This window comes from Salimicrobium humidisoli (assembly GCF_002295105.1).
In the GTDB taxonomy this organism is placed as follows: domain Bacteria; phylum Bacillota; class Bacilli; order Bacillales; family Halobacillaceae; genus Salimicrobium; species Salimicrobium humidisoli.
The window spans coordinates 1-16,184 of sequence record NZ_NSGH01000006.1; the positions used below are offsets into that span (position 1 = coordinate 1).

Genomic DNA, 16,184 nt, shown 5'->3' on the forward strand with positions numbered 1-16,184 from the left:
AGTTTTAGATTGAAACATCCAATCACCTTTCGTTGATAAGTTACAGCTATTATAACAAATTAACGCGGTGATCTATTTAAAAAACAGAAAAAAATAAAAGCTGCCGAGACTTTCTCGACAGCCTGAGCGGACGGATAGTCCGCTTTTCGATTATAACGTCAGTCATTCCGATTATTCGTGCAGGCGGGAGTCCTGAAGTAGCCGATCGATTTCTTCCATGTGGCCGGTTTCATCCGAAATCAGGTCATCGAGTTTTACAGAGAGTTCGGTCAGATTCAATTCATCGGCCTGTTTCTTTCTTTGTTCGTAACGTTTGATAGTGGCTTCCTCCGAATCACGTGCGGCTACAAGCATATCTTTAACACGTGTTTCCTGAGGTACCTCCGCTACGGTAGTCGTCGGCGTGCCGCCGAGAGTCGCTATTTTTTCTGCGAGATATAAGGCGTGACCCTGCTCGTCAGCAATTTCTCCTTCGAAGAACGGCTTCAGTACTGAACGATACAAACCCGAAACTACGGCAGCGTTATTCGTATACATAACAGAAGCTGCATATTCGTGGGAAAGATCTTCATTCAAACCTTCGATTAATTCTTTCATTTTCTGATCCATAAGACGACCATCCTTTCTTTGGACATAAATATCTTCTCTTTATTTGTATTCCCGCATCGAACTTGCTTAAACGAACAGATGATGGCGATTTCGTGAATTTTGATTCTATATTTTCAATTCGTTACATTCCCTTGTATAATACTTAAAGAGAGGATGAGGCGAAGTATGAAGAGGTCAGATTTGATGTTTGTGGCCTGGGCGACGGCCCTTACCGCTACGCTCGGAAGTTTGTTCTATTCGGAATTTCTTGGTTATACGCCGTGCGAGTGGTGCTGGTATCAGCGTATTTTAATGTACCCCCTCGTCATCATATATGGTGTCGCTTTACTTAAAAACGAAAAAAACACCGCTTTGCCGGGACTGATTTTGAGCGGGGCAGGGGTGCTTGTGTCCACGTATCATTATTCGGTTCAGAAAGTTCCGGCTCTAAAGACTCCGGGCGGAAGCTGCGGGACGGTCCCCTGTACGGTCGAGTACGTCAATTATTTAGGTTTCATTACGATCCCTTTCCTGGCCAGTACAGCTTTTATCATAATTTTCATAACCCATTTATTACTATTACGGAAGAAGGAGCAGTGACGATGAAAAAAAAGATGATTATATTCGCAGCTGTACTTGTAGTACTGATTGCGGCACTGGCATTGATTGTCAGTTTACAGAACTCGGAAAAAGCAGAAGGCAACCCTTATAACAAGGACGAAAGTGAATTGCAGCAGTCCACGATCGATCAGCTGGAGAACCCGAACTACGGCAATCAGATCCTTCCTGATGAACTTTCCGGAAAAGTGGAGTCGGGAGAGGAAGTGACTGTATATTTCTACAGTCCTGAATGTGTGTATTGTCAGAACACAACACCGTACCTGGTGCCTCTTACAGAAAAGATGGGCGTGGATATGAAGAAGATGAACGTACTTGAATTCCCCGAGCAGAGACACAAGTATGGAATCGAAGGAACGCCTACGGTCGTACATTTCGAAAACGGGGAAGAACAGGATCGGATCGTCGGTCAGCAGCCGGAAGAGAACTTCAGGGAGTTTTTCGAAAACAACGTTAAAGGGGATTAAGAAAAAAGTGAGCGGGCTCTCCGCTCACTTTCTTTGTAGCATGACAGTTCTATGAAAATGTCAGCGGCTTCTGTATGATCAATCTTCCGGATTCACCATGCGGTAGTGCATGATATAAGCATCTCCATCGATAAACGACGGCTTCTGTTTATGTTCCGGACCCGATTTCTTATGGGCCTGTTCGAAAGACTGGGAGTTCCTCCAGTTATCAAAGCTTTCTTTATCACGCCACTGCGTGAATACGACATAGGTTTTCCCCTGTTTAGGGCGGAGAATACGGATGGCCTGGAACCCGTCCATCCCTTCAACGTTCCCTTTCCGACTTTTGAAGCGGTCTTCAAATGTAGCACGTCCTTCTTCGGATACAGGGATATTGTTAGTCACTACGAAACCGCTGTTCTGTACATCCCCTGTAGAGTCGACAATTTCATAATCACGGCTTTCTTCGAAAATAGAAGGCTCCTCTCCCTCGTAGTAAGCGATCGTGGAGTTATCCCCCTGCATAAGCTGGACCTGTTTGTCGGGATGCTGGTTTTGAATCTTTTTCAGGAAATCAATCGTACCGTTAGTCATGGAAACTATCATATAAAGATTCTCCTTTCTTCTTCAGTTAAATTTTAGCAAGAGGTCAGGAGAAACTGCAAGCAGGAAGAAAGGATGGCTTATAGTGAAACGCGAAGAATATAAGCAAATGAAGAAAAAGGGGAAACGGTTAAGGAACACGTTCATCGGATTGGGGAGCTTTTTATTCGTCATGGCTATAGGCCTGCTTCTGCTCATGTTCGGAGGACGCTTCTTCGTTTCCGAAGATGCAATGACCCTTGATGCAGCGACTAAAGTAGTTGCGGATGGAGAAGAGATAGAAGAAATCTATTCCACAAACCGGAGTCTCATATCCCTGGAGGAGGTGCCCGAATTTCTGCAGGAAGCCGTGGTGGCTACCGAGGACAGCAGGTTCTATGAACACTCGGGTATTGACCCCCGTGGCATAGCGAGGGCTCTTTACCGCGACGTTTTAGCGTGGGAGAAGGTGGAAGGAGCCAGTACTATCACCCAGCAGGTAGCGAAGAATTTATTTTTCTCCAACGATAAATCGTGGCTGAGAAAAACGAAGGAAGTAATGGTAGCTCTGTACCTGGAGCGGAATTATACAAAAGATGAAATTCTTGAACTATATCTGAACTCGATTTACTTCGGCGAAGGAACCTATGGAGTGGAAAAAGCAGCAGAGCGTTATTTCTCAAAGCCTGTGCCGGAACTGAACGAAACGGAATCGGCTCTCCTGGCCGGCCTTCCGAAAGCCCCGAGCAATTATTCACCGATAGCAGATTCCGAAGCGGCCAAAGACAGGCGCGACACGGTTCTGTTCAGGATGGAGGATGAAGGGTACATTTCGAAGGAAGAAGAAGAAGCACTCTCCAATCGACAGGTGGAATATACTGAAGAAGCACCTTCCGGTGAGACGTGGTCGAACGCTTACGTAAACGTCGTGGTCCAGGAAGTGGTGGACCGTTACGGTATTTCAAGAGAGGCGTTGAAAACGGAAGGGTATGAAATCGAAGTGAATATGAACCCGGAAGCCCAGCGGATAGCCTACGAAACGATGAAGAATGGGAACTACGCGTCCGGTTCTGTCGAAGGGGTGGAAGGAGCTTTTGTGCTTACAGATAAAGAAGGCAAGGTGACAGCTCTTACCGGGGGGAGAGAGTATGAACACGGGGAAGTGAACCATGCCCTCACTAAACACCAGCCCGGATCCGTAATGAAACCGCTGGCAGTTTACGGGCCCGCCTTAATGGGCGACACCTACAGCCCCTATTCCGTACTGAAAGATGAGGAGCTCAGCTACGGGGATTACACCCCGAAGAATCTGGACGGGTACGAAGGCCAGGTGACGTTGTACGAAGCCCTCGTCGAATCGAAAAACGCTCCAGCAGTCTGGCTGCTGAACGAAATAGGCGTGAAGGAAAGTAAGAGCTATCTTGAAAAACTCGGCCTTGCCACTAAAGACGAAGGCCTCTCCATCGCGCTTGGAGGAATGTCGGAAGGATACAGCCCGATGGAGATCGCGGGCGGCTATCAGGCTGTCGGGAATAACGGGAAACGGGTGCCGCTCAGAACCGTTTCTACCATTACGGACCGGAACGGTGAAACCGTGAAGCCGAAGAAAGAAACAGAAGCTGTACGCGCCTTCAATGAAAAAACAGCTTTCCAGCTCCGGGAAATGCTTGAGACCGTAGTGAGCTCCGGCACGGCCCGTAATGGAAACTACAGTGGCGCGCTTGCAGGAAAAACCGGCACTGCGCAGCATCCGGAGGTGGAAGGCAAGAACAGAGACGTGTGGTTTGCAGGTCTCACTCCCAACTATGCTATGAGCATGTGGATGGGGTACGGGGATTCGGGAAGTGACTATTACCTTGATGATTCAAGCAGCGTACCGGTGTCGCTTACGAAACAGATGCTTACAAACCTTAAGGAAGTGCTCGACCCGGGAGAGGAATTCACCGATCCTGAAGGTCTTACTTCACTGGAAGAGCCGGTGGATCTGCCTCGGAATATCCAATTGGAAGGTTCCATCGACATCGGCGGATGGACACTGGTGCGCGGGAAACTCAATTGGAACACAGACGAAAGAGATGAAGATGTAACATACAGAATTTATCGTAAAAAAGGCGAAGAAAAGGAACTGATAACAAAGACGAAGGAAACCAGCCATACGATTCAGAGCTTCGGACTTTTTGATTCACGGACGTATTACGTCGTGCCTTTTGATCCGGAATCGGGAAGAGAAGGGGAGCCGTCCAATGAAGTGACACTGGAATGGTAGAACCCCGCTCTTTTCAGAGTACCGAACGCACAGGTAAAAGAGTCACATCTGTCAGAAGGTACAAAATAGTGACAAATGTGGCTTATCGCTATACACCGGGGCACATAATCGTTATAGTTGGAATCGGATAGAATATAAAGGAGTCAGGTGCTATATGACTAATTCATTTAACGACACAATTTTAAAAGCGTTCCGCGGGGAGCCGACAGAACATACACCCGTGTGGTATATGCGTCAGGCCGGGCGTTCCCAGCCGGAATACAGGAAACTGAAAGAGAAGTACGGGTTATTTGAAATCACTCACCAGCCTGAACTGTGCGCTTATGTAACAAGGCTGCCCGTTGAGAATTACGGTGTTGATGCAGCTATCCTGTATAAGGATATTATGTCGCCGCTCCCTGCACTCGGTGTAGACGTGGAAATAAGGAAAGGGGTAGGGCCGGTCATTCATAATCCTGTCCGGAACCGTCAGGATGTGGAGAATCTTGGGGAAATCGACCCGCAGTCGGACGTTCCGTATGTACTGGATACGATCAGCCTTTTGACGAAAGAGCAGCTTAACGTTCCTCTGATCGGGTTCAGCGGTGCGCCATTCACACTGGCCAGCTATATGATCGAAGGCGGCCCTTCGAAAAATTATCATAAAACGAAGTCACTGATGTACAGAGATGAAGAAACATGGTTTTTACTGATGGATAAACTCGCTTCGATGATCATTACGTATGTCCAGGCCCAGGTGAAAGCCGGCGCCCGAGCCATTCAGATTTTCGACTCGTGGGGCGGGGCACTTCATGCTGCGGATTACCGGAAATTCATCAAGCCTGTCATGGACCGTATTTTCCGCGAATTGAGGAAAGAAGGAGTACCGCTGATTCTTTTCGGTGTCGGCGCTCCTCACCTGCTCGGGGACTGGGATGAACTTCCTATCGACGTACTTGGACTGGACTGGCGCACTTCTATTACAGAGGCCCGGGAAATGGGGATTCAGAAACCTCTCCAGGGAAATCTCGATCCTGCAGTCCTTCTATCTGAATGGGACGTTATTGAAAGCCGGGCAAAATCCATACTGGATGAAGGGCTCAAATACGGGCCGCATATTTTCAATCTCGGTCACGGTGTTACTCCGGAAATTAAGCCGGAAACGTTAAGAAAACTGACCGAACTGGTACACACATATTCCAAAAACAATTAAGGGGTGTTCACGGAAATGGCGAATAAACAGGTAGGTTTACTTGTAATGGCGTACGGTACGCCTTATAAGGAAGAAGATATTGAACCTTATTACACGCATATCAGAAAAGGACGCAAGCCTTCGGAGGAAGCGCTTCAGGATCTTAAAGACCGCTATGAAGCGATCGGGGGAATTTCTCCACTGGCCCGTATAACAGAAGAACAGGCAGAGGCGCTCCGCAATGAGCTGAACGGTATGCAGGAAGATGTGGACTTCAAACTCTACATCGGTCTGAAGCATATAAACCCGTTTATCGAAGATGCGGTCGATCAGATGGCCAAAGACGGAATCGAAGAAGCTGTTTCGATCGTACTCGCTCCGCACTACTCCTCTTTCAGCGTCAAGTCTTATAATGGGCGTGCCCAGGAGAAGGCAGAGGAACACGGAATCCGGATCAGCTCTGTGGAAAGCTGGTACAGCCATCCGACGTTTATCGATTTCTGGAAAGAAGGGATTCTTCAGGAATATGAAAAAATGGGGGAAGAGGAGAAGCAGAAAGCCTGTCTGATCGTTTCCGCCCACAGTCTTCCTGAGAAAATTCTTCAGGGAGGAGACCCGTACCCGGACCAGCTGCGGGAGACGGCTGAACTGATTTCGGAAGCTACCGGCGTCAGCCAGTATGAAATCGGCTGGCAGAGTGAAGGGAATACCCCGGATCCGTGGCTCGGCCCGGATGTTCAGGATCTGACCAGGGATCTCTTTGAACAGAAGGGCTACACTTCCTTCGTTTACGCGCCGGTAGGTTTCGTGGCAGACCACCTGGAAGTGCTTTTTGATAATGACTACGAATGTAAAGTCGTGTGTGACGAGGTGGGGGCAAATTACTACCGCCCGGAGATGCCCAACACAAATCCGAAGTTCATAGAAACGCTTGTCGATGTGGTCTGGTCCAAGTGGAAGGAAGAGAAATAGAATGAGCAGAAAAACAGTTGTGGTAGGCGGCGGGATAACGGGATTATCTGCCGCTTATTATTTACAGAAAGCCGGCGTGGATACGGAACTTGTGGAGAAAACAGAACGTCTGGGCGGGAAGGTAAGAACTTTTCATAAGGACGGGTTTACGATTGAAAGAGGGCCTGATTCCTTTCTCGCCCGTAAAACAAGCATGCTTGAACTGGCAGAAGAAATCGGAATGGGGGAGGAAGTCGTCAAAAATTCGACCGGGAACGCATATATTCTGGCGAAAGGACGGTTGAACCGTATGCCTCAGGGGTCCCATATGGGAATTCCGACGCGGAAACGGCCGCTCCTGAAGTCCACCCTGTTTTCCGGAAGAGGAAAAATGAGAGCTCTGCTTGAGCCCGGCAAACGGGTGAAAGAAATGACCGGGGATGAGGCTCTCGGGTTGTTTCTAAGGCGCAGGCTCGGGAATGAAGTAGTGGAGAACGCAGTGGAACCGCTTCTTTCCGGGATTTATGCCGGAGATATCGATCGTCTGAGTATGGACGCCACTTTTCCGCAGTTCAGAGAAATCACCGAAGAGTATGGAAGTCTGGTCAAAGGGCTGAAGGATACCGGGACTGCCCCCCCTGTGAGAAAAAAGAAGAATTGGGAAAAACCGAGTGCCTTCCGTTCATTCACCGGCGGACTTTCAGGTTTCATCGACGCCCTGCAGGGTGCTCTGAAGCCGGGGAGCGTCCAGCTGTCCAAAGGCGTAGACCACATCGAGAAGAAAGAGCACGGCTACCACATACTGATGAGTGACGGGGAAGTGAAACGGGCAGACGATATTATTCTGGCTGTCCCCGCTCCAGCAGCTGCAAAAATGCTTGCTCACTATGACTGGACGGAACCTCTGAAACAGATGAAAGCAACCTCGGTGGCCAATGTCGCTATGGCTTTTGACAAATCAGCGATCAAACAGGATATCGACGGTACCGGGTTTGTGGTATCAAGAACGACAGATGACTACCGGATTACGGCATGTACGTGGACGCATAAAAAATGGGCTCATGCAGCACCTGAAGGGAAAGCGCTGCTCCGCTGTTACATCGGAAAGCCGGGAGACGAGGAAGTCGTCGATAAAACAGATGAAGAGATCAGGGATATCGTTATGAAGGATCTTAAAAAAATAATGGATATCACCGACCAGCCTGACTTTTTCGTCGTTACCCGTTGGCACAATGCGATGCCCCAGTATAGTGTAGGTCATAAAGAACGTCTGAATCAGGTCACGAACCATATGAAGAAAGATTTGCCGGGTATTCAGCTTGCAGGTGCCCATTATTACGGCATCGGTCTCCCTGACTGTATCGATCAGGGGAAAGAAGCAGCCGGACGAATTATTGAAAGTGAATAATAAAAAAGCTTACAGTCAATCCGTACATAGATTGCTGTAAGCTTTTTAGTAACAACTGTTATATAGTAGCTGGTATAGGAACGGGACTGTCGCTTCACAAGTTTCGGAAATAGTCTGTTAAAATGAAAGAAAGAAGCAGCAGTCTGCTCCCTTCTTTGATTTATTCCTCTGGAATTAAAGAGCGGGACCTTCACAATCATGACACGTATTACCGTAGCAGTCCGCCTGCTCCTGGATTACGTCTCCACATTTGGCACACTGTTTTTTAGGCAAGTTACGGAAGAATTCAACGACGTTCATCATAGGGTAATGCCTCCTCTGTTTTTATGTTAAATTCATTGTATTATAACAGAAGTGAGAAAGCAACAGGATGTTATAAAACAATTCAAAATAGGACTAAAGAATTATAAAAGGAGGAATATTGTGAATATTACAACTATCGGATACTGGGGAGCTTATCCTGCCCAGAACAGCGCGACATCCAGCTATGTAATAGAGGAAAATGGTTTTCGACTGCTTCTGGACTGCGGCAGTGGAGCGCTTTCCCGTCTTCAGGGGTATATGCCTTTAAGTTCCATCGACGCTGTCCTCATTTCCCACTACCATCATGATCACATAGCTGATATTGGTGTACTGCAACACGCCTGGCTTGTACAGACCCTGCTTGAAAAAGTGAATGAAAAACTTCCGGTCTACGGGCATGAGGAAGACCCGGATGGCTTCGCCGCTTTGTCCTCTTCCTATACGGAGGCGATTCCTTATGATCCCGATGCCCCCGTGACGATAGGGCCCTTCACCATTTCTTTCCTGAAAACCGATCATCCTGTTCCGTGCTACGGTATGCGGATTTCAAATGGTGAATCGGTTATCGTCTATACAGCAGATACCTGTTATCAGGAAGAGTGGATTGATTTTTCCTGGAAAGCGGATCTTTTGATTGCCGACACCAGTTTTTACAGAGGGATGGATGCCCGGGCGGCCGGTCACATGACCAGTGAGGAGGCGGCTGCAATCGCTGTGAAATCGGATGTGGAAGAGCTCTGGCTCAGTCACCTTCCGCATTTCGGCAATCATTCGAAACTGAAACAGGAAGCTGCGGACGTGTATCAGGGAGAAGTGAAACTGGCGGAGGAAGGATTGAAGTGGACAGACGAGTAATTGCGAAGAAAGCCCCTCTCCTTTATACTTGAAATAAGTAAAGACTGACAGGAAAGGATGAGAATCTTGCTCTTTATCGATAACGAAGGTATTTATGATCCGACTATTAATCTTGCTATTGAGGAGTATGCGCTTAAAAACCTCGATATCAGTGAAACGTACTTACTGTTTTATATTAATGAACCGTCCATCATCATAGGAAAAAACCAGAATGCCGTAGAAGAAATCAACACTGATTTCGTAGAGGAGAATGGCATTCACGTCGTTCGTCGTCTTTCCGGAGGCGGAGCAGTTTATCATGATAAAGGAAATCTCAGCTTCAGCTTTCTTACCAGGGACGACGGAAACAGCTTTCATGATTTCGCTAAATTCACCAAACCCGTTGTGGAAGCACTTAAGCAGCTCGGCGCTCCTGCAGAATTGTCAGGCCGAAACGATTTGACGATAGAAGGCCGCAAAATTTCCGGAAACGCACAATTCACGACAAAAGGCCGGATGTTCAGTCACGGTACACTCATGTTCAATTCCGAAGTGGAAAATGTAGTACGCAGTCTGAACGTGAAGTCGGAAAAAATCCGGTCGAAGGGTATTAAATCGATTCGCAGCCGGGTAGCCAATATTTCCGAATATCTTCCGGAAGGAACGACTATGGAAGAATTCAAGTCGATGATTCTCCGCTATATTTTCGATGTGGAAGATGTGAAGGATGTGCCTCAGTACAAACTGACCGAGGAAGACTGGGAGGGGATCAGAAAGCTTTCGGAAGAACGTTACCGCAACTGGGACTGGAACTACGGAAAGTCACCGAAATCAAATATAAGCCAGACGAAGCGTATTGAAGGTGCAGGAACGTATGACATACGTCTCGATGTAGATAAAGGATATATTAAAAATGCTAAAATCTACGGCGACTTTTTCGGAATCGGGGACGTTTCTGATGTGGAAAATCGTTTAATAGGGACAAAATATGAAAGAGAAGCAATCAGGAAGTCAGTCGAAGACATTGACCTTCCCCACTATCTCGGGAAGATTAATGAAGAAGACTTCTTAACGATTGTGTACTAATCAAACAGGCCCGGCTCCGGAAAGAGTCGGGCCGTTTTGTAGAAGGAAATGCACTACAGTTGAATACGAACAGTAGGAGGTACGAATGATGATTACCTGGAGTGAAGAGATAACGATTGATGCAAATATTGAAACAGTATGGGAACTTTTTAAAGATAAGAACATCACCAGGATTATGCCGCAAGTGGAAGAACACGCTCTCATTGAAAAAGAAGAGAACGAGGTGGGAGCAAGGCATCGTCAGACCTACAGGGAAGGAAAGAGAACGGAGACATATATTGTGACGACTACGGCCTGTGAAGACAGGGAAGAGCATAAACTGAAAGAAGTGACATTCACTGTAGGACGTGCTTTTGATATAAAGACTTCCTATACTTTTCAAAAACTGACAGAAAACAGGACGAGACTCATTTATGAAGGGACCAATGAGGGTGCCAGCGTTTTAGGGAAAATAATGCTGAAAATCGTCAGGGATAAGAGTAACAGAAAAGTGGTGCATGACTTTCTGGAAAGAGTACGGGAGGAAGCGGAGCAGGAGGAAGAAAATGTTCGTTCGGAAAGTTGATGAAAAAACGGAACTGCGTCTCGTGGAATTTTTCGACGCAGGTGAGCTGTTCGAAATAGTTGAAGAAGAACGGAGCTACTTACAAGCCTGGCTTCCATGGGTAGAGAATACCTGGGGAGTGCGGGAGATGGAAAATGCGATAAGGAATTTTCGTCGCGGTTATGCCGAATATGAAAGCATGACCGCAGTCGTCCTTTTCCAGGGAGAGATCGTCGGAGTGGTAAGTTTCAACGAGCTGGACTGGACGAATCGCACCACTTACATAGGATATTGGCTTCGGAGAAGGTACCAGGGGAGAGGGATAATCACGAAATCCGTCAAATCACTGATCACCTGTGCTTTCTCTTCATTCGGTATGAATAAAGTGATTATTCGGGCCTCTGTTGCAAACGAAACGAGCCGGGCTGTCGCGGAACGTCTCGGGTTTACGAAAGAAGGAGTCTCCCGGTCCGGCGCCCGTATGAATAATCGCTTCATCGACCAGGTAATTTACGGAATTTACGGAATATAAAAAAGAATGGAAATAAATTTGCGAATAGTCTGGCAATAATTTATAATTTAAGTTGATATTCCTTATAATGAATGATTATTCATTCATTTAATAAAAGAAGGGGGAAGTACCTATGAACGTAAGTGAACGATTAAGCTTGACAGCCCGGGAAATGCCCGGGAAAGATGCGTATATTTTTCAGGGAGAGAGGACGGATTACCGGACTTTCGATGCTACTGTAACTAAATTCGCAAGCGCCCTCGGAGATGCCGGTTTCGAGAAGGGGGATCACGTCGCACTGATCAGTGGCAACAGTCCTGTGTTTATGATTGGCCTTTACGGCGCTCTTCGTGCAGGTCTCAGCGTCATTCCTATCAACCCTACGTACACTTCTAAGGAAATGAAGTATATTTTAAAGAATGGCGATGTCAAAGGTGTTATAACACTTGATGTTCTCGTAAGTCAGCTGGACGTAGTGGACGATGAACTGGATGTCACCCATTATTTCGTTGCGGATACCGGGGCGGATATTGATCTGGAAGCTTTTACTATTTCACCAAAAATGAAATCGTTTACAAAAACGGTGGAGCAAGGGTCAACTTCGTTCACTCCTCCTTCAGTGGATGATGATGACCTGGCAGTTATTCTGTATACCTCCGGAACGACCGGGAAGCCGAAAGGAGCGATGCTTACCCACAAAAACATCTATTCGAACGCAAAAGATGTGGCCACCTACCTGGCAATAAGTAAAGAAGATCGAGTAATTGCAACGTTGCCTATGTTCCACGTGTTCTGCCTGACCGTGGCGTTGAATGCTCCGATTGTAAATGGAGGAACGATTATAGTCATCCCTCAGTTCTCACCGGGAGAAGTGTTCAAAGCTGCGAAAGATTATGAGGCTACTGTATTTGCCGGTGTGCCTACGATGTACAACTATCTTCTGCAGACAGGAGACGGCCAGGAAAGCACATTTGAAAATATGCGTATCAACGTTTCGGGTGGCTCTTCTCTTCCGGTTTCTCTCCTCGAAGCTTTCGAGAAAAAATTCAACGTACGGGTGTCGGAAGGGTACGGGTTATCGGAAGCTTCTCCCGTGACAGCTTTTAATCCTTTAGACCGGCCGCGCCGGGCGGGTTCTATAGGACAGAATATCACTAACGTCGAAAATAAAGTCGTTGATGAGCTCGGCCAGGAAGTACCTGCCGGAGAAACAGGCGAGCTCGTCGTCAAAGGACCGAATGTGATGAAGGGTTACTATAAAATGCCGGAAGAAACAGCGGTAACGATTAAAGACGGCTGGCTGTTCACCGGAGATATGGCCCGTGAGGATGAGGAAGGGTACTTTTATATCGTGGACAGGAAAAAAGATCTGATTATCGTCGGCGGCTATAACGTTTACCCGAGAGAAGTGGAGGAAGTCCTCTATCAGCACCCGGAAATTACGGAAGCGGCTGTAGTCGGAGAACCTCATCCGGAGATGGGAGAGGCAGTGATCGCTTTCGTCGTTTCAGATAACCCTTCCCTGAATGAAGAAGCTGTCATTGAATACTGTAAGAAGGAACTGGCGAAATACAAACTTCCACAGCGCGTAGAGTTCATGGAAGAGCTCCCTAAAAACACGACCGGTAAAATTTTAAGAAAGAACCTGCGAGAGCATTTACAGCAAAGTTAACAGATGTCTGTTGTCAGTTAATAGAAATATCGCAGACACATATGCGGTAGACCGCAAAAAGCTTTCGGTGAGATTTTTCAGAGGCTGTATTATAATGAAAATTGAGAAAGGCAGTTTAAATAACTGTCTGCATGAAAGAAAAGCCTTTGTACGCTAAAGAGCCTTTTCATTCATGTAAACCCCTCACTCAAAAGTTAATCAGTCGTCTCTTTTGGCCAATGCTCCCCGTAGCATTGGCTCTTTTTTAGGTTGAACAGAGATAAGAATGCCGAGTGCGGGATAGCGTGATCGAATATCTCTATCAGAGAAGTCACTTCCTCTCGTAATCCACCATGTATTCTTCTTTAGTAATATAAAATTCTCTGTCGGGGCGGTGGGTTATCAAACCGAGACGCTCCAGTTTGTAGCAGTTCACCCGTCGATAGGGGTCGTCTTCAATGATTGGAAGTTCTTTCTCCTGCTGAACGTAAGCATCCACTGCCCGCTGCATCATATCGATATCTTTTGCGAGCTGAAGGTTTTCTTCTTCAAATACTTCGTAAGTTTCCCGGGACATGTAGAAAGTCTTCCTCGGTTTCCCTTCGATAAAGTGAGCAAGAAGATCGTAGTCGATGGTAAGATCTTCATTAATGATTACACTCAAAGGCACCCTGTCCGATTTTTTTTCGGCATAATCGTTGATGGCTTTTCGTATATCGTTCAGGGACAAGTCCATAGTTTCCAACTCTTTGGGGGCAGGTTCCCTCTTCTTTCTACGCATCCACATAGCAATCTCCTCCGATATTTTACTGTTATTATAACAAAAACGGTAAAGATGTTGGAATTTTCGGAAGAAAATAACAGGAACGTAGACGGTTCGAAAATAATCTGCTATATTTAAAAAGCAATTACTGCACTCACAGGAAGGGATATGATAACCGTGAAAGAAATGTTGAAAACCGAATATGAAGTGAACGAACGGACAGTTGCTCTCATCGCCATCGAAGAAGAAGGGAAAATCAGAACGAGGGTGATGGAAGTGGAAGATTCTTTTACAGTGGACCTGCCCCCGACGAAAGTGATCGACAACTCCTGTAAGTATTTTGGAAGCAACCTCTCCGGTAGAATTTCCGGCACAAAAGCTATTACGAACTACACACACAAATCCCCCATAGTCATCTCCGGCATGCTGAAGCTCTATTACTTCCCGACCATGTCCCCTTCAAGACTTGAATGCTCCTGGATTTCCCACAGTTTTGTACGTGATTTCGCCCCCGGCCAGACCGATCCCAGAAGAACGAGAGTTCAATTTGTAAACAAACTGAGTGAAGAATTGCCCGTCTCCCCCGGCGTATTTTCGAACCAGCTGGAACGCACCGCCCAGTTCAGGCTCATGTACGAAAAACGATTCACTTCTACGGTGAGACATTCTTTTGTTTCAGAGCCTTCTCCATCAGTTCCCATAAGATGAATTCCACTTTCCTGCGGATAGCCGGATTGAAATAGTTTCTCTTTTCCTCATAACCTGCAGCCATAAAGGAAAAAGTGGTAAAGGCTTCGTGCCTTGATGTTTCAATAACGTAAACCTGATGCGTATCCATAAATGAACGAAGATGCTTTCTTTCTTCCCTGGCACACACTTCCATTTTACCAAGCAGTTCGAGGTAAGGTTCTTTAATCTTGTGGGCGCCATTCGCTATATGTTGCCGGTCCTGTTTTATGACAGTGATCGCCATTGTCAGGAACAGGTAGCGGGAGGCTTTATCAAGTTGTTTTTCTTTCAGGTGAGCCATACCTGGACCTCCTCTCATTCATTGCGAACATGTGTTCTTGTATGGTAGTATATCATAGAACCCCTTCGCTTATGCAATCCAATTTTCGAAAGTGACACGGTAGGCAGAAAAGAAGAATTCCAGTAAAATAAAATTACTATAGATAAACAGAGTAGGATGAACCTTTATGCCAACGCTTGAGGAATTGAAATTGCTAGCTGAAAATGATCAATTGTTCGATTACGCTATACGGCAACTGGAGAGACTGGATCGCTTTGGTCCGCTCCCCGGTATAGTTCTGCCTCTTATCGAAGCTTTTCTCCCTGTTTTGCCGCTCATAGTACTTGTAGTCGCCAATGCCGTGGTGTACGGTCTTATTAAAGGATTTCTCTACTCATGGATCGGGGCTGTGGCAGGAGCCGTACTCGTCTTTCTTATAGTACGAGGTCTCGGACGTCGGCGTTTTTTTCGTTTTTTGAGAAAGAACCGTCAGGTAAAACGGGTGATGGTATGGTTTGAAGAGCACGGATTCGGTCCGTTGTTTCTTCTCATGTGCTTTCCTTTTTCCCCTTCCGCCATCATTAATGTCGTTGCAGGATTGTCTGGAGTGAAGACCAGAGACTTTTTACTGGCTGCTGTACTCGGGAAATCCGTAATGATTTTTTCGATAACGTTCGTCGGTGACAGCATCACCTCTTTTACTTCGAATCCTGTCAAAACTATCGTTGTGCTTATCTGTATCAGTCTTTTCTGGCTCCTCGGTAAATATTTGGAGCAGCGGCTGGCGGCACGTGCCAGAAGGAAGAAGGGTTGAACCGGCCCTCTCCCGGGTAAATTACCAGTATTAAACCCTTTGGAGGAAACGGAATGAATAAACATAAATATCTGTTTCATGCGGTCGTTCTGGCAGCCCTTGTGGCGGTGTTCTTCCGCACTTTTATCTTCGCAAGTTATATTGTGGACGGGGAGTCGATGGAGCCTACGTTACACGATGGAAATCTTTTAATGGTGAATAAAGTCTCCTATGAATGGACGGAAATACACCGGCAGGACGTCATCGTTTTTCATTACAACGAAAAAGACGACTATGTAAAAAGGGTGATCGGTCTCCCGGGGGATGAGATAGCCGTGAAAGACGACGAATTATACGTTAACGATGAGCGGTTGGAAGAAACGTATCTTGATAAGCTGCGTCCGGAAAACGGGGAAGTTTTCACCCCCAGTTTCACGCTCGAAGGAATAACAGGAACACCGACAGTCCCTCCGGGTAAACTCTTCGTTCTCGGGGATAACCGCCGGCACAGCCTGGACAGCCGCCGCTTCGGTTTTATCGATTCAGCTTCGGTGGTCGGAAAAGTGTCAATACGTTACTGGCCGATGTCACAGGTGGGTATAACATTTCAATGAACTGCCGCCCGGGTGGTTCATTTTCTTATGGTATTGTAAGATAAGG

Annotated in this window: 19 protein-coding genes; 14 read left to right on the forward strand and 5 right to left on the reverse strand. The window is 46.7% G+C overall.

Annotated features, from left to right (window positions below; genetic code table 11):
• Nucleotides 1–171: 171 nt before the first annotated feature.
• Complete coding sequence (locus CKW00_RS04825) at nt 172–609, reverse strand: ferritin-like domain-containing protein (RefSeq protein WP_095821632.1); 438 nt, start codon at nt 607–609, stop codon at nt 172–174.
• A gap of 165 nt (nt 610–774) precedes the next feature.
• Here CKW00_RS04825 and CKW00_RS04830 point away from each other — a divergent pair, with 165 nt between their 5' ends.
• A complete protein-coding gene (locus CKW00_RS04830) occupies nt 775–1,188 on the forward strand; it encodes a disulfide oxidoreductase (RefSeq protein ID WP_233129717.1) in 414 nt (137 codons plus the stop codon).
• Between the two features lie 2 nt (nt 1,189–1,190).
• Nucleotides 1,191–1,673 carry a thioredoxin family protein gene (locus tag CKW00_RS04835; protein ID WP_095821634.1) on the forward strand — a complete coding sequence of 161 codons (483 nt, stop codon included), beginning with the start codon at nt 1,191–1,193 and terminating at the stop codon, nt 1,671–1,673.
• Between the two features lie 78 nt (nt 1,674–1,751).
• Here CKW00_RS04835 and CKW00_RS04840 read toward each other — a convergent pair whose 3' ends face one another.
• Nucleotides 1,752–2,258, reverse strand: coding sequence for an antibiotic biosynthesis monooxygenase family protein (locus tag CKW00_RS04840; RefSeq protein ID WP_095821635.1), 507 nt, complete (start codon nt 2,256–2,258; stop codon nt 1,752–1,754).
• A gap of 82 nt (nt 2,259–2,340) precedes the next feature.
• Here CKW00_RS04840 and CKW00_RS04845 point away from each other — a divergent pair, with 82 nt between their 5' ends.
• The 4 genes from CKW00_RS04845 to hemY all read left to right on the forward strand — a co-directional run bounded on the left by CKW00_RS04845 (nt 2,341) and on the right by hemY (nt 8,030).
• Nucleotides 2,341–4,500, forward strand: a complete 2,160-nt coding sequence (locus tag CKW00_RS04845) for a transglycosylase domain-containing protein (protein ID WP_095821636.1) — start codon at nt 2,341–2,343, stop codon at nt 4,498–4,500.
• A 154-nt stretch (nt 4,501–4,654) separates the two neighbouring features.
• Nucleotides 4,655–5,692, forward strand: coding sequence for a uroporphyrinogen decarboxylase (gene hemE, locus CKW00_RS04850; RefSeq protein ID WP_008590169.1), 1,038 nt, complete (start codon nt 4,655–4,657; stop codon nt 5,690–5,692).
• Nucleotides 5,693–5,707: 15 nt separating this feature from the next.
• Nucleotides 5,708–6,643, forward strand: coding sequence for a ferrochelatase (hemH, locus tag CKW00_RS04855; protein ID WP_095821637.1), 936 nt, complete (start codon nt 5,708–5,710; stop codon nt 6,641–6,643).
• A 1-nt stretch (nt 6,644) separates the two neighbouring features.
• A complete protein-coding gene (gene hemY / locus CKW00_RS04860) occupies nt 6,645–8,030 on the forward strand; it encodes a protoporphyrinogen oxidase (RefSeq protein WP_008590166.1) in 1,386 nt (461 codons plus the stop codon).
• A 174-nt stretch (nt 8,031–8,204) separates the two neighbouring features.
• Here the strand turns inward: hemY and yhfH are convergent, their stop codons facing one another.
• Complete coding sequence (gene yhfH / locus CKW00_RS04865) at nt 8,205–8,333, reverse strand: protein YhfH (RefSeq protein ID WP_008590165.1); 129 nt, start codon at nt 8,331–8,333, stop codon at nt 8,205–8,207.
• A 120-nt stretch (nt 8,334–8,453) separates the two neighbouring features.
• Here yhfH and CKW00_RS04870 point away from each other — a divergent pair, with 120 nt between their 5' ends.
• The 5 genes from CKW00_RS04870 to CKW00_RS04890 all read left to right on the forward strand — a co-directional run bounded on the left by CKW00_RS04870 (nt 8,454) and on the right by CKW00_RS04890 (nt 12,980).
• A complete protein-coding gene (locus CKW00_RS04870; RefSeq protein ID WP_095821638.1) occupies nt 8,454–9,188 on the forward strand; it encodes an MBL fold metallo-hydrolase in 735 nt (244 codons plus the stop codon).
• A gap of 66 nt (nt 9,189–9,254) precedes the next feature.
• Nucleotides 9,255–10,253 carry a lipoate--protein ligase gene (locus CKW00_RS04875; RefSeq protein WP_095821639.1) on the forward strand — a complete coding sequence of 333 codons (999 nt, stop codon included), beginning with the start codon at nt 9,255–9,257 and terminating at the stop codon, nt 10,251–10,253.
• Between the two features lie 85 nt (nt 10,254–10,338).
• Entirely contained in the window at nt 10,339–10,818 is a 480-nt protein-coding gene (locus CKW00_RS04880; protein ID WP_233129718.1) for an SRPBCC family protein, read from the forward strand.
• Entirely contained in the window at nt 10,799–11,329 is a 531-nt protein-coding gene (locus CKW00_RS04885; RefSeq protein ID WP_158221277.1) for a GNAT family N-acetyltransferase, read from the forward strand. The genes CKW00_RS04880 and CKW00_RS04885 overlap by 20 nt, the downstream gene beginning before the upstream one ends.
• 112 nt (nt 11,330–11,441) lie before the next feature.
• Nucleotides 11,442–12,980 (forward strand): long-chain-fatty-acid--CoA ligase, encoded by a 1,539-nt coding sequence (locus tag CKW00_RS04890; protein ID WP_095821642.1) that lies wholly within the window; start codon nt 11,442–11,444, stop codon nt 12,978–12,980.
• A gap of 310 nt (nt 12,981–13,290) precedes the next feature.
• Here CKW00_RS04890 and CKW00_RS04895 read toward each other — a convergent pair whose 3' ends face one another.
• Nucleotides 13,291–13,746 (reverse strand): DUF3939 domain-containing protein, encoded by a 456-nt coding sequence (locus tag CKW00_RS04895; RefSeq protein WP_095821643.1) that lies wholly within the window; start codon nt 13,744–13,746, stop codon nt 13,291–13,293.
• A 162-nt stretch (nt 13,747–13,908) separates the two neighbouring features.
• Here CKW00_RS04895 and CKW00_RS04900 point away from each other — a divergent pair, with 162 nt between their 5' ends.
• Nucleotides 13,909–14,430 (forward strand): competence protein ComK, encoded by a 522-nt coding sequence (locus CKW00_RS04900; protein ID WP_158221278.1) that lies wholly within the window; start codon nt 13,909–13,911, stop codon nt 14,428–14,430.
• On the opposite strand, the gene CKW00_RS04905 is transcribed toward CKW00_RS04900, so the two are convergent.
• Nucleotides 14,375–14,752, reverse strand: coding sequence for a hypothetical protein (locus tag CKW00_RS04905; protein WP_095821645.1), 378 nt, complete (start codon nt 14,750–14,752; stop codon nt 14,375–14,377). The two genes, CKW00_RS04900 and CKW00_RS04905, sit on opposite strands and share 56 nt — an antisense overlap.
• A gap of 166 nt (nt 14,753–14,918) precedes the next feature.
• On the opposite strand from CKW00_RS04905, the gene CKW00_RS04910 reads away from it, so the two are divergent.
• Together CKW00_RS04910 and lepB are read left to right on the forward strand one after the other, a co-directional pair.
• Entirely contained in the window at nt 14,919–15,545 is a 627-nt protein-coding gene (locus CKW00_RS04910) for a TVP38/TMEM64 family protein (protein ID WP_095821646.1), read from the forward strand.
• Nucleotides 15,546–15,598: 53 nt separating this feature from the next.
• The gene (gene lepB, locus CKW00_RS04915) at nt 15,599–16,138 is read left to right on the forward strand and encodes a signal peptidase I (protein WP_095821647.1); all 540 of its coding nucleotides are present in this window, start codon (nt 15,599–15,601) and stop codon (nt 16,136–16,138) included.
• Nucleotides 16,139–16,184 lie beyond the last annotated feature (46 nt).

Excerpts from the sequence above, each read along its gene's own strand:
- CKW00_RS04830 (WP_233129717.1), top strand. The coding sequence starts at position 775 with ATGAAGAGGTCAGATTTGATGTTTGTGGCCTGGGCGACGGCCCTTACC.
- CKW00_RS04835 (WP_095821634.1), top strand. The coding sequence starts at position 1,191 with ATGAAAAAAAAGATGATTATATTCGCAGCTGTACTTGTAGTACTGATT.
- CKW00_RS04895 (WP_095821643.1), bottom strand. The coding sequence starts at position 13,746 with ATGTGGATGCGTAGAAAGAAGAGGGAACCTGCCCCCAAAGAGTTGGAA.
- CKW00_RS04840 (WP_095821635.1), bottom strand. The coding sequence starts at position 2,258 with ATGATAGTTTCCATGACTAACGGTACGATTGATTTCCTGAAAAAGATT.
- CKW00_RS04910 (WP_095821646.1), top strand. The coding sequence starts at position 14,919 with ATGCCAACGCTTGAGGAATTGAAATTGCTAGCTGAAAATGATCAATTG.
- CKW00_RS04905 (WP_095821645.1), bottom strand. The coding sequence starts at position 14,752 with ATGGCTCACCTGAAAGAAAAACAACTTGATAAAGCCTCCCGCTACCTG.
- hemY (WP_008590166.1), top strand. The coding sequence starts at position 6,645 with ATGAGCAGAAAAACAGTTGTGGTAGGCGGCGGGATAACGGGATTATCT.
- hemH (WP_095821637.1), top strand. The coding sequence starts at position 5,708 with ATGGCGAATAAACAGGTAGGTTTACTTGTAATGGCGTACGGTACGCCT.
- CKW00_RS04900 (WP_158221278.1), top strand. The coding sequence starts at position 13,909 with ATGTTGAAAACCGAATATGAAGTGAACGAACGGACAGTTGCTCTCATC.
- CKW00_RS04885 (WP_158221277.1), top strand. The coding sequence starts at position 10,799 with ATGTTCGTTCGGAAAGTTGATGAAAAAACGGAACTGCGTCTCGTGGAA.
- hemE (WP_008590169.1), top strand. The coding sequence starts at position 4,655 with ATGACTAATTCATTTAACGACACAATTTTAAAAGCGTTCCGCGGGGAG.
- lepB (WP_095821647.1), top strand. The coding sequence starts at position 15,599 with ATGAATAAACATAAATATCTGTTTCATGCGGTCGTTCTGGCAGCCCTT.
- CKW00_RS04880 (WP_233129718.1), top strand. The coding sequence starts at position 10,339 with ATGATGATTACCTGGAGTGAAGAGATAACGATTGATGCAAATATTGAA.
- CKW00_RS04890 (WP_095821642.1), top strand. The coding sequence starts at position 11,442 with ATGAACGTAAGTGAACGATTAAGCTTGACAGCCCGGGAAATGCCCGGG.
- CKW00_RS04825 (WP_095821632.1), bottom strand. The coding sequence starts at position 609 with ATGGATCAGAAAATGAAAGAATTAATCGAAGGTTTGAATGAAGATCTT.
- yhfH (WP_008590165.1), bottom strand. The coding sequence starts at position 8,333 with ATGATGAACGTCGTTGAATTCTTCCGTAACTTGCCTAAAAAACAGTGT.